Below are 18,848 nucleotides of genomic sequence, written 5' to 3'. Positions count from 1 at the left end.
TTCCCAGGGGCGACTCGATGATGGATTTTGCGATTTTCTGGGACTGGCTGAGCTTCGCCGTCCGCTGGCTGCATGTCATCACCGGCATCGCCTGGATCGGCTCGTCCTTCTATTTCGTCGCCCTCGATCTCGGGCTGCGCCAGCGTCCCGGCCTGCCCGCCGGCGCCTTCGGCGAGGAGTGGCAGGTGCATGGCGGCGGCTTCTACCACATCCAGAAATATCTGGTGGCGCCGGCGGAGATGCCGGAGCACCTGACCTGGTTCAAATGGGAATCCTACGCCACCTGGCTGTCGGGCTTCGCCATGCTTTGCGTGGTCTACTATGCCGGCGCCGACCTCTTCCTGATCGACCCCAACGTGCTCAACATCTCGGTGCCCGTCGGCATCCTCTTGTCGCTGGCAACGATCGGCGTCGGCTGGATCGTCTACGACCTGCTCTGCCGCTCGCCGCTCGGCAAAAGCGATACCGGCCTGATGCTGGTGCTCTACTGCGTGCTGGTCTTCATTGCCTGGGGGCTGACCCACCTCTTCACCGGCCGTGCCGCTTTCCTGCATCTCGGCGCCATCACCGCCACGATCATGTCGGCCAATGTCTTCATGGTCATCATCCCCAACCAGAAGATCGTCGTCGCCGACCTGATCGCCGGCCGCAAGCCGGACCCGAAATACGGCAAGATTGCCAAGCAGCGCTCGCTGCACAACAACTACCTGACCTTGCCGGTGCTGTTTCTGATGCTGTCGAACCACTACCCGCTGGCCTTCGGCACGCAGTTCAACTGGGTCATCGCCTCGCTGGTCTTCATCATCGGCGTGCTGATCCGGCACTATTTCAACACCGTGCACGCGAGGAAGGGCAACCCGACCTGGACCTGGCTGGGTGCCGCCGTGCTGTTCATGATCGTCATCTGGCTGTCGACCGTGCCCAAGGTGCTGACAGCGGAGCCCAAGACCTCCGCCGCATCCGCCGCTGCCCAGGTCTACATCGCCTCGGCGCATTTTCCGGCCGTGCGCGACACCGTGCTCGGCCGTTGCTCGATGTGCCATACCGAAGAGCCGGCCTATGAAGGAATCTACCATGCGCCGAAGGGCGTGTTGCTCGACACCGACGCGCGCATCGCCGAGCATGCCCGGGAGATCTACCTCCAGGCCGGCCGCGCGCATGCCATGCCGCCCGCCAACGTCACTCAGATAACCGACCAGGAACGGGCCCTTTTGGTGGCCTGGTTCGAAGGCGCCGGAAAGTAAGCATGACCTCGAAACTCCTGCGCGGCCGCACGCTCTCCTTCCTGCGCTGGCCCGAAGCAATCGACGACCATTCCGCCTGGCGGTACGAGGAGGATGGCGGGCTGCTGATCGACGACGACAAGATCATTGCCGCCGGTCCGTATGCCGAGATCGCCAAGCGCGCCGGCGCCGGCGTCGAGACGATCGATCATCGCCCGCATCTCATCCTGCCGGGCTTCATTGATGCGCATGTGCATGTTCCGCAGATGCAGATCATCGCGTCCTACGGCGCCGAGCTGCTCGACTGGCTGAACAAATACACCTTTCCGGAGGAGTCGAAATTCGCGAACGCGCAGCATGGCCGCCGCATCGCCAGGCTCTTCCTCGACGAGATGCTGCGCCAGGGCACGACGACGGTCGTCGCCTATTGCTCGGTGCACAAATCGTCGGCCGAAGCCTTCTTCGCCGAATCGCACGACCGCAATATGCTCAACATCGCCGGCAAGGTAATGATGGACCGCAATGCGCCGGAGGGCGTGCTCGACACGCCGCAGACCGGCTATGACGACAGCAAGGCGCTGATTGCCGAATGGCACGGCAAGGGCCGCCAGCTCTATGCCATCACCCCGCGCTTCGCCATCACCTCCTCGCCCGAGCAGATGGAGATGGCCGGCGCGCTCTGCCGTGAGCATCCCGATCTGCACATGCAGACGCATCTGTCGGAAAACCACGCCGAGATCGCCTTCACCCAGGAGCTCTACCCCTGGTCGCGCGACTACACTGACGTCTATGAGCATTACGGCCTGCTGGGCAAAAAGAGCCTTTTCGGCCACTGCATCCATCTATCCCAGCGCGAAGCCGATGCGCTGTCGCAATCGGGTTCGGTTGCGGTGTTCTGCCCGACCTCCAATCTCTTCCTCGGCTCCGGCCTGTTCGACTACCAGCGCTACCGCCGCCGCGAAAAGCCGCTCAGGATCGCTGCCGCCAGCGATGTCGGCGGCGGCACCAACTATTCGATGCTGCGGACCATGGATGAGGGCTACAAAGTCATCGCGCTGAATGGCGAGAAGCTGAACCCCTTCCAGTCCTTCTGGCAGCTGACACGCGGCAATGCCGAGGCGCTGTCTGTCGCCGAAAAAATCGGCACGCTGGAAGAAGGCACGGATGCCGACATCGTCGTGCTCGACGCCAACGCCACGCCGGCGATGCGGCTGAGGATGGAGACGGTGGAGACCCTTGCGGAAGAGCTCTTCCTGCTACAGACGCTGGGCGACGATCGCGCCGTGAGCGAGGTCTATGTGGCGGGCCGGCCGGCCAAGAGCGCGATTGTCGCATAGATTAAACGTGCTCGTCGCTTGACCCCGCGTCAGCCATCGGCCAAAGCGTGCGTCGACATTGACAGGGGAAACGCCATGGCTGCCGCCGACGACATCGCTCTGATCAAGAAACAAGAAGCCACGCTGGTCTTTCCGGCCTTCGACGAGGCCGTGGCCTTCCAGATAGGCGCGGCGATCAGGGAGCGGGCGCTCAACGAAAACCTGCCGATTATCGTCGATATTAGGACCTTCGACCGTCCCCTATTCTATGCCGCTATGCCGGGCTCCAACGCCTCCAACCCCGACTGGGCGCGGCGCAAGATCAATGTCGTCAAGCGCTATCTCAGAAGCACCTATCGCATGGTGCTGGAGCAGCAGCGACCCGACCGCACCTTCAAGGTCGGCGAAGCGCTCGACATTGCCGACTATGTGCTGGCCGGCGGCGGCTTTCCCGTCGCGGTGAAGGGCGCAGGCGTGATCGGCGTCATCGCCGTCTCCGGTCTGCCCGAACGAGAAGACCACGGTGTCGTTGTGGATGCGCTCTGCGCCCATCTCGGAGTCGATGCGAGCAAGCTCAAGTTGCCGCCGGAAGAGCAATGACCGATCCAAAAACTTTCCTTACGTCGATCTTCAACGCCGCCGTCGCCGCTGCCGATCCGGAAAAGACGATCCGCAATCATTTGCCGGCAAAGCCGAAGGGCCGCACCATCGTTATCGGCGCCGGCAAGGGCTCGGCGCAGATGGCGGCGGCCTTCGAGAAGGTCTGGGATGGTCCGATCGATGGGCTGATCGTGACCCGCTACGGCTATGGCGCCAGATGCGAGCGCATCGAGATCATCGAGGCGGCGCACCCGGTGCCGGACGCCGCCGGCCTCGAAGCCTCGCGTCGGCTGTTGGAGAAGGTGCGGGGACTGAGCGCGGACGATCTGGTCGTGGCGCTGATTTCGGGCGGCGGCTCGGCGCTGCTGCCGTCGCCCGCTCCCGGCCTGACTCTTGCCGACGAGATCGCCGTCAACGAGGCGCTGCTCGCTTCCGGCGCGCCGATCGCGGCGATGAACACCATCCGCAAGCACGTCTCGACCATAAAGGGCGGGCGGCTGGCCGGCGCCGCTCATCCGGCCCGGGTCGTATCGCTGGTCATCTCCGACATTCCCGGCGACAACCCGGCGCTGGTGGCCTCGGGGCCGACCGTCCCCGACACCGGCAGCCGCGCGGATGCGCTGGCGTCCATCGCCGCCTACGGCATGTGCCTGCCGGATGCGGTCATGGCGCATGTTCAGTCTCCCGCAGCCGATGCGCCACCCTCCGACGATCCGCGCTTTGCCGGCAATGAAGTCCATCTCATCGCCTCGGCCGGCGTCTCGCTGGAAGCCGCGGCCGCCGCAGCGAAGCGGCAAGGCATCGAGGCCGTCATCCTGTCGGATTCGATCGAGGGCGAGGCGCGCGAGGTCGGCGGCGTGCATGCCGCGATAGCCCGCGAGGTGGCGACCCGTAACCGGCCTTTCGAGAAGCCGATGCTGATCCTGTCCGGCGGCGAGACGACGGTGACGCTGCGGGCAAAAGGCAAGGGCGGCCGCAATTCCGAATTCCTGCTTGCCTTCGCCATTGGCATCGATGGGGTCAGCGGCATCCATGCTTTGGCCGCGGACACCGACGGCATCGACGGCTCCGAGGACAATGCCGGCGCCTTCGCCGACGGCACGACCGTGGCGCGCATGCGTGCCGCAGGCGTCGATGCCAAGGCCATGCTTGCCGGCAACAATGCCTGGACCGCCTTCAACGCGGTCGGCGATCTGTTCGTGCCCGGTCCAACCGGGACCAACGTCAATGATCTAAGGGCGATACTCGTCCGGTAGCGCAATAAACGCTGAAGTCGTCATTCCAGGGCGAAGCAGGAGCGAAGCTCCGTCGCGGAGACCCTGGAATCCATTACGTGACCTCGGGCATGGAATGCAGCGGAGCAGAATTGTGCATCGTTGCGACGCCTGCAGGTAACGGAATGATCCTCGGGTCTGCGCGCGCGTCGCTCCGCTCCTTGCTTCGCCCGTGGATGACGAGGCGACGGGCATCTCGCCCAATTCTCCCCAGTCGCACGACTCGTACAACAGCATCCGTCCGCGCAAGGTCCCGTTCAGGCGCGCAGATCGGTCAAGCAGCCATCAGCTGCTTCACCTTCCTCATATCGGTGAGAAACCGCTCCTTCTCGGCCTCCTTGTCCTCGTGCTCGCGGATGCGCAGGATGAAGGAGGGATGGATGGTGACAAAGACCCGCAAGCCGTCCTCGCGCTGGATCACGTCGCCGCGCATCCTGGTGATCGGCACCGCCTTGCCGAGCAGCGACTGCGCCGCTGTCGCGCCGAGCGCCACCGCAAGATTTGGCTTGATGAGGTCGAGTTCCTTGTCGAGCCACCAGCGGCAGGCACGAATTTCGCCGGCATTGGGCTTTGAATGTATCCGCCTCTTGCCGCGCGGCTCGAACTTGAAATGCTTCACCGCATTGGTCACATACACTTTGCGGCGGTCGATCTCGGCCTGGTCCAAAATGCTGTCGAACACCTTGCCCGCGGGCCCGACGAACGGCTTGCCGGCAAGGTCCTCTTGGTCGCCGGGCTGCTCTCCGACAAACACCACGTCGGCATTCTCCGGTCCCTCGCCGAACACGGTTTGCGTGGCATCGCGCCAGAGCGGGCAACGCCGGCAACCGCTCGCCTCTTCGCGTAATGCCGGAATATCCGTACTTTCGGGCTCCACCACATCCGCCGGCTCCGGCGAAGGCCAGTTTTTTGCCTTCACTTTGGCGTGGTGCGGCGCTGGGGAGGTTGGCATCCGGGCGATCATGGCTGTCGCGGCTCTGTCCGCTCCTGCTATCAGGTCTGGAATGAGCGAGGCCTCGGGAAGGTTCCGCCAATATTTCTTCGGCATCTCCTTCTGCATCGCCTTCACCTTGAGGCGGGCCGGGTTGAAGATATTCTCGAAATAGGTCCGCCACAGCGTCTCGGCGTCGTCTTCCGCCGGCGCGTCGCGCTTGTCGGCGCCTGGGCCGATCGCCAGCCGCTCGCCGTCCCACTCGGCCGAGGCGTGCGGCGTGAGAATCGTCCAGCGCATGCCGGCGAAGCGGCGCACAAAGAAATCGGCATTGCGCTCGACGATGAAATGATCGGGCTCGAACCAGGCGACATAACGTTCCTCCGCGCCGTCGCCGATCTTCCGGAAGCGCACGAAGGCGCGCATCTTGTGGATGTCGCGCCGAACCGCCTTTTCCATGGACTCGAGCCTGCGGATATCCGGGTCGGAAGCGATCGACAGCAGCTTCGGGTCGACGCGCAACCGCCAGAGCAACCGATAGAGGAAGTTGAAACGCTCGGGGTCCGAATGGCAGATGACCGTCTCTGCACGTTCGATGAACTCGCGCGGGACGACAAGCCGCGCATCCTGTCGGCAAGCCGGCAAATCGTTGCCGCGATCATCATCGTCGTGGCCAACCTGCCAAGCCACCTCTTCCGGCGGAATATCATTCGTGGCCAGCCGGCGCGCCGCATCGCGCCAACCGGCGAAATCGGTCTCGCTCTCGAGACGGGCGAGATGAGATGCCAGGCTGAGCTGGGTCCGTGTCATGGTCAAAACAGCGAAAGCTGCTCGCAAGATCGGGTGATGATCTGGCGCAAGCCCGACTTGTCGGTGAGCGCGCCTGGTGACCAGCCTTCCGCAGTGATGAAGGGGCGTACCTTGGCGACCGATTGGCAGAGCCGTCCGACATCTTCGAGACGCAGCCGGCGATGGCGGCGCGTCTGCAGAATCCTGTCGACCACCTTGGTGCCCAACCCCGGCACACGCAGCAGCGCCTCCCGATCGGCGCGATTGACGTCGACCGGGAACCGGCCGCGGTTGCGCAGCGCCCAGGCAAGTTTGGGATCGATGGCAAGGTCGAGCATGCCGTCATTGCTGCCGGCCAGGATTTCAGGCTGCGAGAAGCCGTAGAAGCGCATCAGCCAGTCCGCCTGGTAAAGCCGGTGCTCGCGCATCAAGGGCGGCTTCTGCAACGGCAGCGCCGCAGACGAATCCGGGATCGGACTGAAGGCGGAATAATAGACGCGGCGCAGATGATAGCTGCCATAAAGCCGGGCGCTGGCGCGCAGGATGCCGTCGTCGGACGTTTTGTCGGCGCCGACAATCATCTGCGTCGACTGGCCGCCCGGCGCAAAGCGCTCGCGTTTGCGGCTCTGCAACGTTGGTTCGGCCTTCTCTTCGATCTTGCAGCGCAGCTTGGCCATGGAAAGCCGGATCGTTTCCGGCTTCTTTTCCGGGGCCAGCTTCTTCACCCCTTCGTCGGTCGGCAGCTCGACATTGATCGACAGGCGATCGGCATAACGGCCTGCTTTTTCGATCAGTTCGGCTGACGCTTCGGGAATGGTCTTGAGGTGAATATAGCCGCCGAATTTCTCCTCGATCCTGAGCCGTCGCGCCACCTCGACCATCTCGCCCATCGTCTCGTCCGGCGAGCGGATGACGCCGGAGGACAGGAACAGACCCTCGATGTAGTTGCGGCGATAAAAATCCATGGTGAGCCGCACCACCTCGTCGACGCTGAAGCGGGTTCGCCGCACATTCGAGGAGGACCGGTTGATGCAATAGCTGCAGTCGTAAATGCAGAAATTGGTGAGCAGGATCTTCAGCAGCGAAATGCAGCGCCCGTCCGGCGCGTAGGAATGGCAGATGCCCGAGCCCTCGGTCGAACCGATGCCGCCCGATTTCAGCGAATCGCGTTTCGCCGAACCGGACGATGCGCAGGAGGCGTCGTATTTAGCGGCGTCGGACAGGATCGCCAGTTTCTCGCGGACGGAAAGCACAGCCATGCGTTCATGATATGTTCCAGAAAGTCGCCTGGCTATAACTTTTGAGTGTCGCGGCGAAACGTGATCACTCCGTCTGCGAGGCCAAGTCCTCAGACCTCGTGGAGGTAGAGGTGGTAGTCGAGTTCGCTGACGGTGCGTGCGACGCGCAGATATTCCGCCTGCTTGATCGCCACGAAGGTCCGGTGCAGGTCGGGACCGAGCGCCGATTTCAGGAATTCGGAGCCACGTGCCGCCTCGATCGCGGCGCGCCAATCGGTCGGCATGGTGGAGGCTTCCGTTGTCTGCTCGTAACCGTTGCCGGTCGTTTCCGGTCCGGGGTCAAGGGCCTCGTCGAGGCCCTTGACGATGCCCGCCAGCACCGTCGCCGCCACAAGATAAGGGTTGGCGTCGACGCCGGACGGCCGGTGCTCGATACGCCGGTTCATCGCATCGCCCGCCGGCACGCGCAACGCCACGGAGCGGTTGTTGACGCCCCAGGTCGGCGCCACCGGCGCATAGGATTGCGCCACGAAACGCCGCCATGAATTGGCATGCGGCGCAAACACCAGCATCGATTCCGCCATGGTGTGGATCAGGCCGCCAAGCGCGTTGAGCAGGCTTGGCGACCATTTCTCGCCGGCAGCTTCGGTGAAGACGTTGCGGCCGGCATCGTCCTGCAGCGAGACGTGGAAATGCATGCCCGAACCGGCATAGGCCTCGATCGGCTTGGCCATGAAGCAGGCGGTGACGCCGTGCCGGCGCGCCTGCGCCCTCACCAGCCGCTTCAGCATGACCAGGTCGTCGGCCGCCCGCATCACGTCCTTGCGGTAGTTGAGCGTCAGCTCGTACTGTCCGGGCGCATATTCGGAAATCACCGTCTCGGCCGGAATGCCTTGCGCCCTGGCGGCGGCGTAGATGTCGGAAAACAGCGGCTCCATGCCGTGCAGGTGGTCGACTGAATAGACTTCCGTTTTGCCCGAGCGGCGCCCGTCGAGCACCGCGCGCGCCGCCTGCACCTTGCCGTCGGCATCGCGCTCATTGGCAAGCAGAAAAAATTCCAGTTCGAAGGCGCCGGCCGGATGCAGGCCGCGCGCCGCCAGGATCCCGACTTGCCTTGCCAGCACCAGCCGCGGATCGGAGGTCATCGGCTGACCGTCGAGACGATACATCGCCATCAGCACCTGGCCGCGCGGCAGCTTGGTGCCGTGCAGCGGCACCAGCGTGCCTGGAACCGGCCATGCCCTGAGGTCGCCGTCGCCGGTGTCCCAGATCAGCCCGGTCTCGTGAACATCCTCACCGGTGATGTCGAGGCCGAGGATCGAGATCGGCATATGCCTTCCGCCCTCGAAAATGCTCATCAGCTCGTGCCGGCGCACGATCTTGCCGCGGCCGATGCCGTTGGCGTCGGTGAGCACGATGTCGAAGGCCTCGATGTCGGGATGGGCGGCGAGAAACGCTTTCGCCTCGGCCGGCGTCGAGCCCGAAGGGGAGGTCGCAACTGTGCTCGGATTGTCCATAGCCGCTTGTCTCATGCCGTAAGCCTGGCGGCAACCGCGGCGAAAGCCGCGATCAGGCGGCTTACCTGCGCCGCGGTCGTCGCCGGCGAGATCAGCATCATATTGTGGAACGGCGCGATCAGCACGCCGCGATTGACCAGCGCGACATGGACGGCGGCTTCGAGTTCCGGCGCATGTGCCTTCTCCGCCTCGCCGCCGTTCTTGAGCGGCCCGGGCGTGCAGATGAACTCGACGCGGGCGCCGACGCGCGCGACATGCCAAGGCAGCTTGTTTCGCTCGATGACGGCGGAGAGCCCCGCGTCGAGGCGGCGCGCCAGCCGGTCCATATGCGCATAGGCCTCCTCGGTCATTACCTCTTCGAGCGTCGCCCGCATCGCCGCGAATTGCAGCGGGTTGGCCGACAGCGTGGTGCCCATGCCGGAATAGCCGGGTTCCTTGCTGCGATTGTAGGTGCCGTAGCGCGTCGCGACCTCCTCGCTCATGCCCCAGATGCTGGCCGGCACGCCTCCGGCCACCGGCTTGCCGAGCACGAACAGGTCCGGCTCCAGCCCGTGCTTTCGCGTGTAACCGCCGGGCCCGGTTGAAATGGTGTGCGTCTCGTCGATCAAAAGCAGCGTGCCGGCGGCGCGGGTGAGGCGCCGCAGCGCGTCGTGGAAGCCGGGTTCCGGCAGCACCATGCAGGAATTGGTCAGCACCGGTTCGGTGATCACGCAGGCGATATCGCGGTCGCCAAGTGCCGTTTCGAATGCTGCAATATCGTTGAATTCGATAACCTTGGTTGCCCGTGTGAGATCGCGGAACTCGCCTGCCAGCCCAGGCCGGTTGACCGGCTTGCCGTCGATCAGTCGCACCATCGTCTCGTCGACCGAGCCGTGATAGCAGCCGTTGAAGACCAGGATCTTTTCGCGCCCCGTCACCGCGCGGGCGACCCGCAAGGCGAAGCGGTTGGCATCGGTGGCGGTGGTGGCGATCTGCCAATAGGGCAGGCCGAAGCGCTGCTGCAAGAGCGGACCGATCGCCAGCGCATCCTCGCTGGGCAGCATATAGGTCAGGCCGCGTGCTGCCTGCCGGCGGATGGCGCGGGCGACCGGCGGCGGCGAATGGCCGAGCATCGAGCCGGTGTCGCCCAGGCAGAAATCGTCGAGCTTGTTGCCGTCGACATCGGTAATCGTGGCACCCTTGGCGCTGTCGACCAGGATCGCAAATGGGGTCGGCCAGTCGGTCATCCAATGCATCGGCACGCCGCCGAGGAAGCCGGCCATGCCGTTGCCAACCTTGGCCTCGGACTTCGGCCGCGCCTTGCGGAAGGCGGCCGCCTCGGCCTCGCGCAGCTCGGCTATGCGGGCGGCGGCGATGCCGCCGATGGAAGTCCGGTCGATTGAATGCATGAAGCCCCTCTTTCTCGCGCGGCACTCTGCCAACCGGTCGGCAAAACTGCAATTGGCCGCGCAGGGGGCGGGCGTTGGCTCAGGCAGTAGGGATTAAGGGATGAAGAGATTAAGGGAGTAGGGCATTGGGAAGACAGCGGAGGAAGGCTTTCCTTTCCCTATTCCATTGCCGCCCTATTCCCCTAATCCCTTACGCCGTGATGTCGATCACGCCGCAATCGCCGGCCGCGCTGCCGAAGACGATGCGGCGCTCTTCCTTGTCCCACATCATCGAGGTGATGGCGCCTTTGCCGGGACGACGCAGCAGCACTTCCTTGGCGTCGGCGAAGCGGGCCGCGATCACCATGCCGTCCTCATAGCCGATCGCGGTGACCTCCTGGCTGGGATGGCAGGCAACGCACGTCACCATGGTATTGCCGCGCGTGCCGAGCTCCAGCGGCGCCTTGCCCATCGGCCCGTCCTTGCTGGCGAAAGGCCACACGATCGCCGCCGGCGCGCCGGAGCTCGCCAGCCATTTGCCCTTCACGCTCCAGGACAGGCTTTTGACCTTGCCCGGATAGCCGCTCATGCGCATGTGCTTGCCGTCGGCCAGCTTCCAGCCATGCAGCGCGTTTTCCTGCATGGTGGTAATCAGGAAAGCGCCGTCCGGCGAAAAGCTGATCCCGGTATGGGCGCCGGCCCATTCGAGCTCGACCGGCTTGCCCTCCGCCGCAGGAAAATGCAGCGTCGCGCCGTTGTAGCGGGCAACGCCGAAGCGCATGCCCTTGGGCGAGAAGGCGAGCCCTTCCACCGAGCGCGGATGGGCGAATTCCTTGATCTTGCCGTCGGCGAAACGGACGAACGCCGTCTTGCCCGAGGCATAGGCGACCGCACCCTGAGGGCCCGCCGCAACGCTGGTGATCCATTTTCTGCCGGCGCTGGCAAGTTCGCTCGCCTCGCCGCCGGCCTTGACCGCAAACACCTTGCCGTCCTCGCCGCCGGTGATCAGGCGGTCGTTCGCCGCATCGTGGAAGGCGGCGAGCAGCCCGTCATTCGCCTGTACGGTCTTGTGCCCATTGTCGAGCCGATGGATCGCGCCGTCGGCCAAAGCGAAATGCGGCACGTCGCCGAGGAAGACGGCGGCGACGCAATGGCCTTCGAGATCAAGCGGGGCGACTGTCGGCATGGGGATGGTCCATTCGATTTCACCAGCCGGCGCGGCTAGGTGTGACTCCCCCTTCTCCCCTTGTGGGAGAAGGTGGATTGGCGCGTAGCGCCAAGACGGTTGAGGGGTGTTCGACGGAGTGCCGTCATCGCCAAGCTGGAACACCCCTCATCCGACCGAGCTTCGCTCGGCCACCTTCTCCCACAAGGGGAGAAGGAAAGTAGGGGCAGCGCTAACGCCTGAAAGTCCGGAAATCAAGCCGCCTGGCAAGCTTCAAAACTCTTCCTGAGGCGCTCGGCGTCGAGATCGCGGCCGATGAAGACCAGCCGGCTTTCATGCTTCTCGCCGTCCTTCCAGGCGCGCTGGTGGTCGCCTTCGAGGATCATGTGCACGCCTTGCAGCACATAGCGGTCCTCGTCGCCCTTCAGCGCGATGATGCCCTTAAGCCTGAGGATGTTCGGCCCTTCCATCTGGGTCACCTTCTCGATCCATGGGAAGAACTTCTTCGGATCCATCTCGCCGCCGCGCAGCGAGACCGACTTCACCGTGACATCGTGGATGTCGGAAGGATGGTCGTGATGATGGTGATCGTGCCCGTCGTGGTGATGGTGGTGGTCGTGATCGCAATCCGGGCCGCATTCATGGTCGTGATCGTGCGCCTCGAGGAAATGCGGATCGTTCTCCAGCGCGCGTGACAGGTCGAAGGCGCCGCGGTCGAGCACTTCGCCGAGCGCCACACCGGCGCGCTGGGTGCGATGGATCCTGGCCGCCGGGTTGATGGCGCGGATCGTCGCCTCGACCTTTTCGAGCTCTTCGGGAGTGACGAGATCGGTCTTGTTCAGCACCACCACATCGGCGAAGGCGATCTGGTCCTCGGCCTCCTTCGAGTCCTTCAGGCGCAGCGGCAGGTGCTTGGCGTCAACCAGCGCCACCACCGCGTCGAGCTTGGTTTTGGAGCGCACATCGTCGTCCATGAAGAAGGTCTGCGCCACCGGCACCGGGTCGGCCAGGCCAGTGGTCTCGACCACGATGGCATCGAAACGGCCGGGTCGCCGCATCAGGCCCTCGACGACGCGGATCAGGTCGCCGCGCACCGTGCAGCACACGCAGCCATTGTTCATCTCATAGATTTCCTCGTCGGATTCGACGATCAGATCGTTGTCGATGCCGATCTCGCCGAACTCGTTGACGATGACCGCGTAACGCTTGCCGTGGTTCTCCGACAGGATGCGGTTGAGCAGCGTCGTCTTGCCCGCGCCGAGATAGCCGGTGAGAACGGTTACGGGGATCTGCGTCTGTGCATCGCTCATGGCCTGCCTCGAAAAATCTGTGCCTCGAAGGATTTGTCGGCCTCATATAGGATGCGAGCCGCGCTTTTGCACGTGCCAAACCGATGGGCCAGCCGGTCCCGACCGGGGCAGCCGCAGTTGGTTAAAGTAACAGGGCAGCCGCACGGCATCAGAGCCTCCGGGATGTTCCGCTGTGAATGCCGGCGGGCCAAAAGTCGTTTGTCATCTAACTGAAATAAACATCTGGCATCACCTGCGCGGGCACCGCAATGCTTGCCGGCAAAGTGTTTGCAGGCCGGACTCGTTAAATCGTCATTTGCCAGCCGCCGGACAGCCTCTATGCTGCCCGCGCCGGTTCGGCCGAAGAGGGAATGACCATGGCCAAGGCGGACAGAACAGCGACTATGAGCCGGCTGCATTCGGCAGCGCGGCTGGCGCGCACGGCGCTTGCTGCGCGGCTTCTGGCACATGGCTTCTACGCCGGCCAGGACCAGATCATGCTGGCGCTCGACCGCGAAGACGGCCAGACACCCGGCAATCTCGCCGACAAGCTCGGCGTACGTCCGCCGACGATCACAAAAACCATCAACAGGCTGCAGGCGCAGGGTTTTCTCGAAAAGCGCGCCTCCAACGCCGATGCCCGCCAGGCCCATATCTTCCTTACCGGTTCCGGCCGCGAAACCATCCGCGCCATCGAGAAATCGGTCAAGAAGACCGAGAAGCAGGCGCTGAGGGGTCTCGACAAGAAAGACCAGAAGGCGCTCTTCAAGCTGCTCGCCCGCATCGAGGCCAACCTGTCGAACGAGGACCTGATCCTCATCGACGACGACGCCGAGCTGGATGATTAACGAGCGACGCGCAGCGTCGTCTCAAGCGACGCGCGAGCGCGATGCGCAGCATCGTCGCTTAGCCGCTGGGCGTTGGTGACCACGAGCGACGCGTAAGCGTCGTCTCGAGCGACCCAAGCGCGATGCACAGCATCGTCGCCTCAGGCACCACCAAGCATCGGCAGCTTAGCGGAAGGGCGACGACGCTAAGCGTCGCGCACCAGCGTCGCCCAGCGTCCCGGGGTCAGCCCGAACGCCTTCTTGAAATGCCGGTTGAAATGGCTTTGGTCGCTGAAGCCGGCCGCAACAGCGGTCTCGGCAAGCGGCTCTCCCGCTTCGATCATGCGCCGCGCTCGCTGCAGCCGGCGCACCAACAGGAAGCGATGCGGGCTTGTCGAATAGGTCGCGCGGAAATGGCGCGACAGCGCGTAGCGGTCGAGGCCGGTAACCGCCTCCAGCTCGTCGGAACGCACCGGCCGTTCAGCGTTTTCTTCGAGATAGTCGCGGGCCAGCGCGGCAGCCCGCCACGCGATTTTTCCCGCTGATTTTGCCGGCTGTCCGGCATGGCGTTTCAATTGTTGCGCCAGCTGCGCGATGAAATCCGCCACGAACAGGTCGTCGAGCTTCTCGGTGAGCGGTGTTAGCGCCGACAGCAGCGTGCCGCGCAACTGAGGGTCACTCACCACAGCATCCTTAACGAAAGGGAGCGGCGAACCGTGGAGGCAATCGAGCAGCATCGACGGCTCAAGATAGAGAATCCTGTATCGTAGGCCGTGCTCAGTGCCGGCGCCGCCGTCATGCAGTTCGTCGGGATGCAGCACGATCACCTGGCCGGGCAGGCTGTGCCGAAGCGCGCCGCGATAGTGGAAGCGCTGCACGCCGTCGAGCGTCACGCCGATGGCGTAGGTGTCGTGGCGGTGCAGGTCGAAAGCATTGCCGTGGAAACGCGCCTCGATGCGCTCGAGGCCCGTGGCGCCGGGCGCCGAAACGATCCGGTCGTCCTCAGCGCACGAACGTTCAAGACCTCCCAGCGCCTCATTGCCTAGATCGTGCGCCATGGTCCCTGATCCACATCCCGGAGAAACATTTTTGGTGTTCGACACGAAATTTGCAATCGTGCTCAAGGAAGATCTCGCCGTCTGGCAGAAGCTCAACGTCACCGCTTTCCTGACCAGCGGCATCGTCGCGCAATCTCCTCAAATCATCGGCGAGCCCTATCGCGACCGCGCCGGCAATTTCTTCAATCCGCTCTCGATCCAGCCCGTTATCGTGCTGTCGGCGGACGAGCCGACGCTTGCCGCGATCCACCGCCGGGCCCTGGAGCGCGGCGTGACGACATCGGCCTATGTCGAGGAGATGTTCTCCACCGGCCATGACCTGGCCAACCGCGCCGTCTTCGCCGAATTCGCGCCGGACGACGCCAAGATCGTCGGCATCGCGCTGCGCGCCGAAAAGAAGCTGGTCGACAAGGTTACCAAGGGCGCCTGCATGCATGCTTGACCCTCGGGGAGGATGCTCTTGGTGGCTGATTGACCATTCGTCCGGACGACGTCGCGCACGTTCGAGATTGGCCGCGACCTCCTTGTTTCGTCAGCCTGGGCTGCGCGCGTCGCTTCGCTCCTTGCTCCGCTCGGGCGGACGAGCAAGGAACGTTCTGGTGACCGCCAAGGCACTGCGCTCTAAGCCTGTCGGCACGTCTTGTTGGGCCAGTCGCTTTTGGCTTGCCGGCCGGCGGCGATTGCCGCAAAAGGACGGCGTCTACCTCTCCTCCGGCCCGATTTTGAGCGTTCCCAAAAATCACGACGACAGCGCGACGCCGCCCGCGGCGATGCTGTTGATGCTCTGCGTCTATGTCTGCTTCACCTTTCTCGACACCTCAAGCAAATATCTAGTGCTCGCCGGCGTCTCGGCGCTGATCGTCGCCTGGGCCCGCTTCGTCGTGCATGTCCTGCTTGTCGGCGTTTTCCTGCGCGGCTGGCGCGAGCCGTCGCGCTTCCGCGCCAACAATCTGCCGGCGCACATCCTGCGCGGATGCCTGCTTTTCGGCTCGACCATGTTCAACATCCTGGCGCTCAGGACGCTGCAGCTCGCCGAGACCACCTCGATCTATTTCTTCGGCCCGATGGTGATCACCGCATTGGCCGGCCCGCTGCTCGGCGAGTGGGCGGGCTGGCGGCGCTGGCTGGCGATCCTCACCGGCTTCGTCGGCGTCCTCATCATCACCCGGCCCGGCGTCGGCGTGTTCGGCATGGGCCATCTCTTCGCGCTGGGCTCGATGCTGTCGAACTCTTTTTACGTCATCATGACCCGGCGCATGTCGTCGACGGAGACATCCGAAAGCCTGATCCTGTTCTCGGCGCTGGCGCCGGCGGTGCTGCTCCTGCCCATGCTGCCCTTCTCATTGTCCCTGCCGCAGGACGGCTGGCACTGGGTGATCCTTTTGATGCTCGGCGTCTTCGGCGCCGGCGGCCATTGGCTCCTGGTCCAGGCCTATCGCCTGGCGACGACGACGGCGCTCGCGCCTTACCCTTATTCGCAGATGATTTGGATGATCATCTCCGGCTGGCTGATCTTCCACCAGTTTCCCGACCGCTGGACCCTGCTCGGGGCGGCCATCATCGTCGCCAGCGGCCTCTACATCATCCACCGCGAGCACAGGCTTCGCCTGCGCAATTCCGCTTCCTTGGACACGGAAGCCGAGGGCTTGGCAAAAAAACTTTGATTTGCCCTCAATCGATGGCATAAGCCCATTTAAACAGTTTAAAGGCCTCGGGGACCAAGGCTGGCACAGAAGATCAAGCTTTCGACGATCGCGGATGCGCTTGGCGTATCCACGGCAACGGTGTCGCTGGCGCTGCGCGACAGCCCGCTGGTCGCGGGCTCGACGCGCGAGCGTATCAAGGAGCACGCGCGCGCCATCGGCTATATCTACAACCGACGGGCCGCGTCGCTCCGCACCTCACGCTCCGGCATTGTCGGCGTCGTCGTGCACGACATCATGAACCCGTTCTTCGCCGAGATTCTGCGCTCGATAGAAAGCGAGCTCGACCGCAGCCGCCAGACCTTCATCCTGTCCAACCATTATGACCAGCTGGAAAAGCAGCGCACCTTCATCGACACGCTGCTGCAGCTCGGCGCCGACGGCGTCATCATGTCGCCGGCCATAGGCACGCCGGCCGAGGACATCATCATGGCCGAGGAAAACGGCCTCCCGGCGGTGCTGATCGCGCGCACCGTCACCGGCGCCGACGTGCCGGTCTTCCGCGGCGACGATGCCTATGGCACCGCACTCGCGACCAACCATCTCATCTCGCTCGGCCACAAACGCATCGCCATGATCGGCGGCACGGACCAGACCTCGACCGGCCGCGACCGCTACCAGGGCTATGTCAACGCCATGGAAGCGGCCGGGCTGGAGGTGAAGCCGTCCTGGCGCATTCCTGGACCGCGCACCAAGCAGGCCGGTTTCGAGGCTGCAGGACAGTTCTTGGCGCTGAAGGACAAGCCGACCGCCGCCTGCTGCTGGAATGATCTGGTTGCGATCGGACTGATGAACGGCATCGCGCGCGCCGGTCTGGTGCCGGGCGTCGATATCTCCGTCACTGGTTACGACGACCTGGAGGAGGCTGCGATAGCAACGCCGGCCTTGACCACGGTCTGGAATGGCCAGCGCGAGGTCGGCCGCCGCGCCGCCAGCGCGCTGCTCGACAAGCTGAACGGGCAGGCCGTGCGGCCGTCGCAGGAATTGATCAAGCCGGAGCTGCACGTACGCCAGTCCACCGGCAAGCCGGTGGAGCGTCAATGACACAGACAGAAGCGAAGTCGCCGGTCGCCATCCTGGTGCCGGGCCGTTTCAACGACCATGCCATCGGCCGGATCGACAAGGCGTTCAAGCGCGTGCGGATCGAGCGCGCCGATCCGTCGCTCGTTACCGGCGAGATGCGCGAGAGCGTGCGCGGCATCGCCTCCTTCGGCGGCATCAGCGCGGTCATGATCGACGCGCTGCCCAATCTCGAGATCATCGCCAATTTCGGCGTCGGCTATGACTCCGTCGACGCTCGTCACGCGGCCACCCGCGGCGTCATGGTCACCAACACGCCCGACGTGCTGACCGAGGAGGTCGCCGACACCACCATCGGCCTGTTGATCAACACGGTGCGCGAAATGTACGCCGCCGAGAAATGGCTGCGCGACGGCGACTGGGTGAAGAAGGGCGACTATCGCCTGAGCCGGCTCACCTTGCGCGGCCGCCGCGTCGGCATCTTCGGCATGGGCCGCATCGGCCTTGCCGTCGCCCGTCGACTCGAGGCGTTCGGCCTGCCGATCGCCTATCACAACCGCCGCAAGGTCGATGGCCTGTCCTATGAATACCATGCGACGCTGAAGGGCCTGGCCGAAGCGGTCGACACGCTGATTTGTATCGCGCCGGGCGGGGCCGCGACGGAGAAAGCCATCAACGCGGCGGTCCTGGCGGCGCTCGGTCCCGACGGCGTCTTCGTCAATATCGGCCGCGGCAGCACGGTTGATGAGGCGGCTCTGGCTGCAGCACTCTCCAATGGCACCATCGCTGCCGCCGGGCTCGATGTCTTTGCCGACGAACCGAATGTGCCCAAAGCGCTGCTCGATGCGCCCAACACCTCCCTTCTGCCGCATGTCGGATCTGCGTCCGACCACACCCGCCGGGCCATGGCGGATCTGTGCGTCGACAATCTCATCTCCTGGTTCGGCGAGCGCCGGCCGCTGACCCCGGTGCCGGAAACGATCAACGTCAAGCCACGCGCCTGAGCGGAAGGCCTGCCACGTTTATTAACGCCTGCTTAACCATCATTCTGCATACTTCGTTATGCATGTTGTCCAAATCGGCGCGTGGTTTGGAGAACAGCATGGCACGGCAAGCCAGGATGTGGAGAGGCGGAGTGAAGCTGTTAGCCGGGTTGGTTGCGTCAGTCGCCTTATACGGGGGCGTTCAGTCCCTGCACGACGGCAACGGCCAAAGCGCGGTCGAGCAAGCCGGCCTCTCCAACAGCTATCGGCTGACAGCCAATGGCGACGAAGCGGCCTGCGCAATCAAGCGCGGCGCCGAGGTCTCGGACGGCCTGTCGCTGCTGACAATTGCTCCGAACTGCAGCAAGCTGATGCCTGGCATCGAGCGTGTGAAATTCTGGCGCGAGCAGGCCGACGGCTCGGTCGCGTTCAGCGAGAACGGCATCGATCCGATCGTCACCTTCGGTGTTGCTGATGGCGACGGCTACGAATCCTATGCGCCGGCCGCCCCGCTTTTGGCGCTGAACGCGACGACCAGCGACTGAGTT

17 protein-coding genes are annotated in these 18,848 nt (G+C 64.2%); 10 read left to right on the top strand and 7 right to left on the bottom strand.

The features are described 5' to 3' along the window. Nucleotides 1-17: 17 nt before the first annotated feature. From P9254_RS11775 to P9254_RS11760, 4 genes are all read left to right on the top strand, one after another. Nucleotides 18-1,244: a urate hydroxylase PuuD gene (locus P9254_RS11775; protein ID WP_066995941.1), complete on the top strand. Its 1,227-nt coding sequence runs from the start codon at nt 18-20 to the stop codon at nt 1,242-1,244. 2 nt (nt 1,245-1,246) lie between these two features. After that, nucleotides 1,247-2,560 (top strand): guanine deaminase, encoded by a 1,314-nt coding sequence (guaD, locus tag P9254_RS11770; RefSeq protein WP_278054882.1) that lies wholly within the window; start codon nt 1,247-1,249, stop codon nt 2,558-2,560. Between the two features lie 75 nt (nt 2,561-2,635). Further along, on the top strand, nt 2,636-3,139 hold the full coding sequence (locus P9254_RS11765) for a heme-degrading domain-containing protein (RefSeq protein ID WP_067324128.1): 504 nt from the start codon (nt 2,636-2,638) through the stop codon (nt 3,137-3,139). After that, a complete protein-coding gene (locus P9254_RS11760; RefSeq protein WP_278054881.1) occupies nt 3,136-4,395 on the top strand; it encodes a glycerate kinase type-2 family protein in 1,260 nt (419 codons plus the stop codon). Before P9254_RS11765 ends, P9254_RS11760 begins: the two co-directional genes overlap by 4 nt. Nucleotides 4,396-4,687: 292 nt before the next feature. On the opposite strand, the gene P9254_RS11755 is transcribed toward P9254_RS11760, so the two are convergent. The 6 genes from P9254_RS11755 to P9254_RS11730 all read right to left on the bottom strand — a co-directional run bounded on the left by P9254_RS11755 (nt 4,688) and on the right by P9254_RS11730 (nt 12,730). After that, nucleotides 4,688-6,154 (bottom strand): UdgX family uracil-DNA binding protein, encoded by a 1,467-nt coding sequence (locus tag P9254_RS11755; protein ID WP_278054879.1) that lies wholly within the window; start codon nt 6,152-6,154, stop codon nt 4,688-4,690. A gap of 2 nt (nt 6,155-6,156) precedes the next feature. Then, a complete protein-coding gene (locus P9254_RS11750; protein WP_278054878.1) occupies nt 6,157-7,392 on the bottom strand; it encodes a putative DNA modification/repair radical SAM protein in 1,236 nt (411 codons plus the stop codon). A gap of 89 nt (nt 7,393-7,481) precedes the next feature. After that, nucleotides 7,482-8,903: a glutamine synthetase family protein gene (locus tag P9254_RS11745; RefSeq protein ID WP_442920308.1), complete on the bottom strand. Its 1,422-nt coding sequence runs from the start codon at nt 8,901-8,903 to the stop codon at nt 7,482-7,484. After that, complete coding sequence (locus tag P9254_RS11740) at nt 8,900-10,276, bottom strand: aspartate aminotransferase family protein (RefSeq protein ID WP_278054877.1); 1,377 nt, start codon at nt 10,274-10,276, stop codon at nt 8,900-8,902. Before P9254_RS11740 ends, P9254_RS11745 begins: the two co-directional genes overlap by 4 nt. 190 nt (nt 10,277-10,466) lie before the next feature. Next, entirely contained in the window at nt 10,467-11,441 is a 975-nt protein-coding gene (locus P9254_RS11735) for a WD40 repeat domain-containing protein (RefSeq protein WP_278054875.1), read from the bottom strand. A gap of 233 nt (nt 11,442-11,674) precedes the next feature. Then, entirely contained in the window at nt 11,675-12,730 is a 1,056-nt protein-coding gene (locus P9254_RS11730) for a CobW family GTP-binding protein (protein ID WP_095799164.1), read from the bottom strand. 356 nt (nt 12,731-13,086) lie between these two features. Between P9254_RS11730 and P9254_RS11725 the strand changes: the two genes are divergently transcribed. After that, nucleotides 13,087-13,557 (top strand): MarR family winged helix-turn-helix transcriptional regulator, encoded by a 471-nt coding sequence (locus tag P9254_RS11725; RefSeq protein WP_067003705.1) that lies wholly within the window; start codon nt 13,087-13,089, stop codon nt 13,555-13,557. A 185-nt stretch (nt 13,558-13,742) separates the two neighbouring features. Here P9254_RS11725 and P9254_RS11720 read toward each other — a convergent pair whose 3' ends face one another. Further along, on the bottom strand, nt 13,743-14,594 hold the full coding sequence (locus P9254_RS11720) for an AraC family transcriptional regulator (RefSeq protein WP_278054873.1): 852 nt from the start codon (nt 14,592-14,594) through the stop codon (nt 13,743-13,745). Between the two features lie 34 nt (nt 14,595-14,628). On the opposite strand from P9254_RS11720, the gene P9254_RS11715 reads away from it, so the two are divergent. From P9254_RS11715 to P9254_RS11695, 5 genes are all read left to right on the top strand, one after another. Beyond that, on the top strand, nt 14,629-15,036 hold the full coding sequence (locus tag P9254_RS11715) for a DUF2000 family protein (protein WP_278054872.1): 408 nt from the start codon (nt 14,629-14,631) through the stop codon (nt 15,034-15,036). A 337-nt stretch (nt 15,037-15,373) separates the two neighbouring features. Next, nucleotides 15,374-16,258 carry a DMT family transporter gene (locus tag P9254_RS11710; protein ID WP_189413708.1) on the top strand — a complete coding sequence of 295 codons (885 nt, stop codon included), beginning with the start codon at nt 15,374-15,376 and terminating at the stop codon, nt 16,256-16,258. 60 nt (nt 16,259-16,318) lie between these two features. Further along, nucleotides 16,319-17,341: a LacI family DNA-binding transcriptional regulator gene (locus P9254_RS11705; protein ID WP_067324144.1), complete on the top strand. Its 1,023-nt coding sequence runs from the start codon at nt 16,319-16,321 to the stop codon at nt 17,339-17,341. Beyond that, nucleotides 17,338-18,321, top strand: a complete 984-nt coding sequence (locus P9254_RS11700) for a 2-hydroxyacid dehydrogenase (RefSeq protein ID WP_278054871.1) — start codon at nt 17,338-17,340, stop codon at nt 18,319-18,321. Before P9254_RS11705 ends, P9254_RS11700 begins: the two co-directional genes overlap by 4 nt. 131 nt (nt 18,322-18,452) lie before the next feature. Then, nucleotides 18,453-18,845 (top strand): hypothetical protein, encoded by a 393-nt coding sequence (locus P9254_RS11695; protein WP_164747262.1) that lies wholly within the window; start codon nt 18,453-18,455, stop codon nt 18,843-18,845. The last annotated feature ends 3 nt before the right edge of the window (nt 18,846-18,848 follow it).

This window comes from Mesorhizobium sp. WSM4983 (assembly GCF_029625765.1).
In the GTDB taxonomy this organism is placed as follows: domain Bacteria; phylum Pseudomonadota; class Alphaproteobacteria; order Rhizobiales; family Rhizobiaceae; genus Mesorhizobium.
The sequence above is the reverse complement of the archived record's forward strand: the minus strand, read 5'-3'. Positions and strand labels throughout refer to the sequence as shown.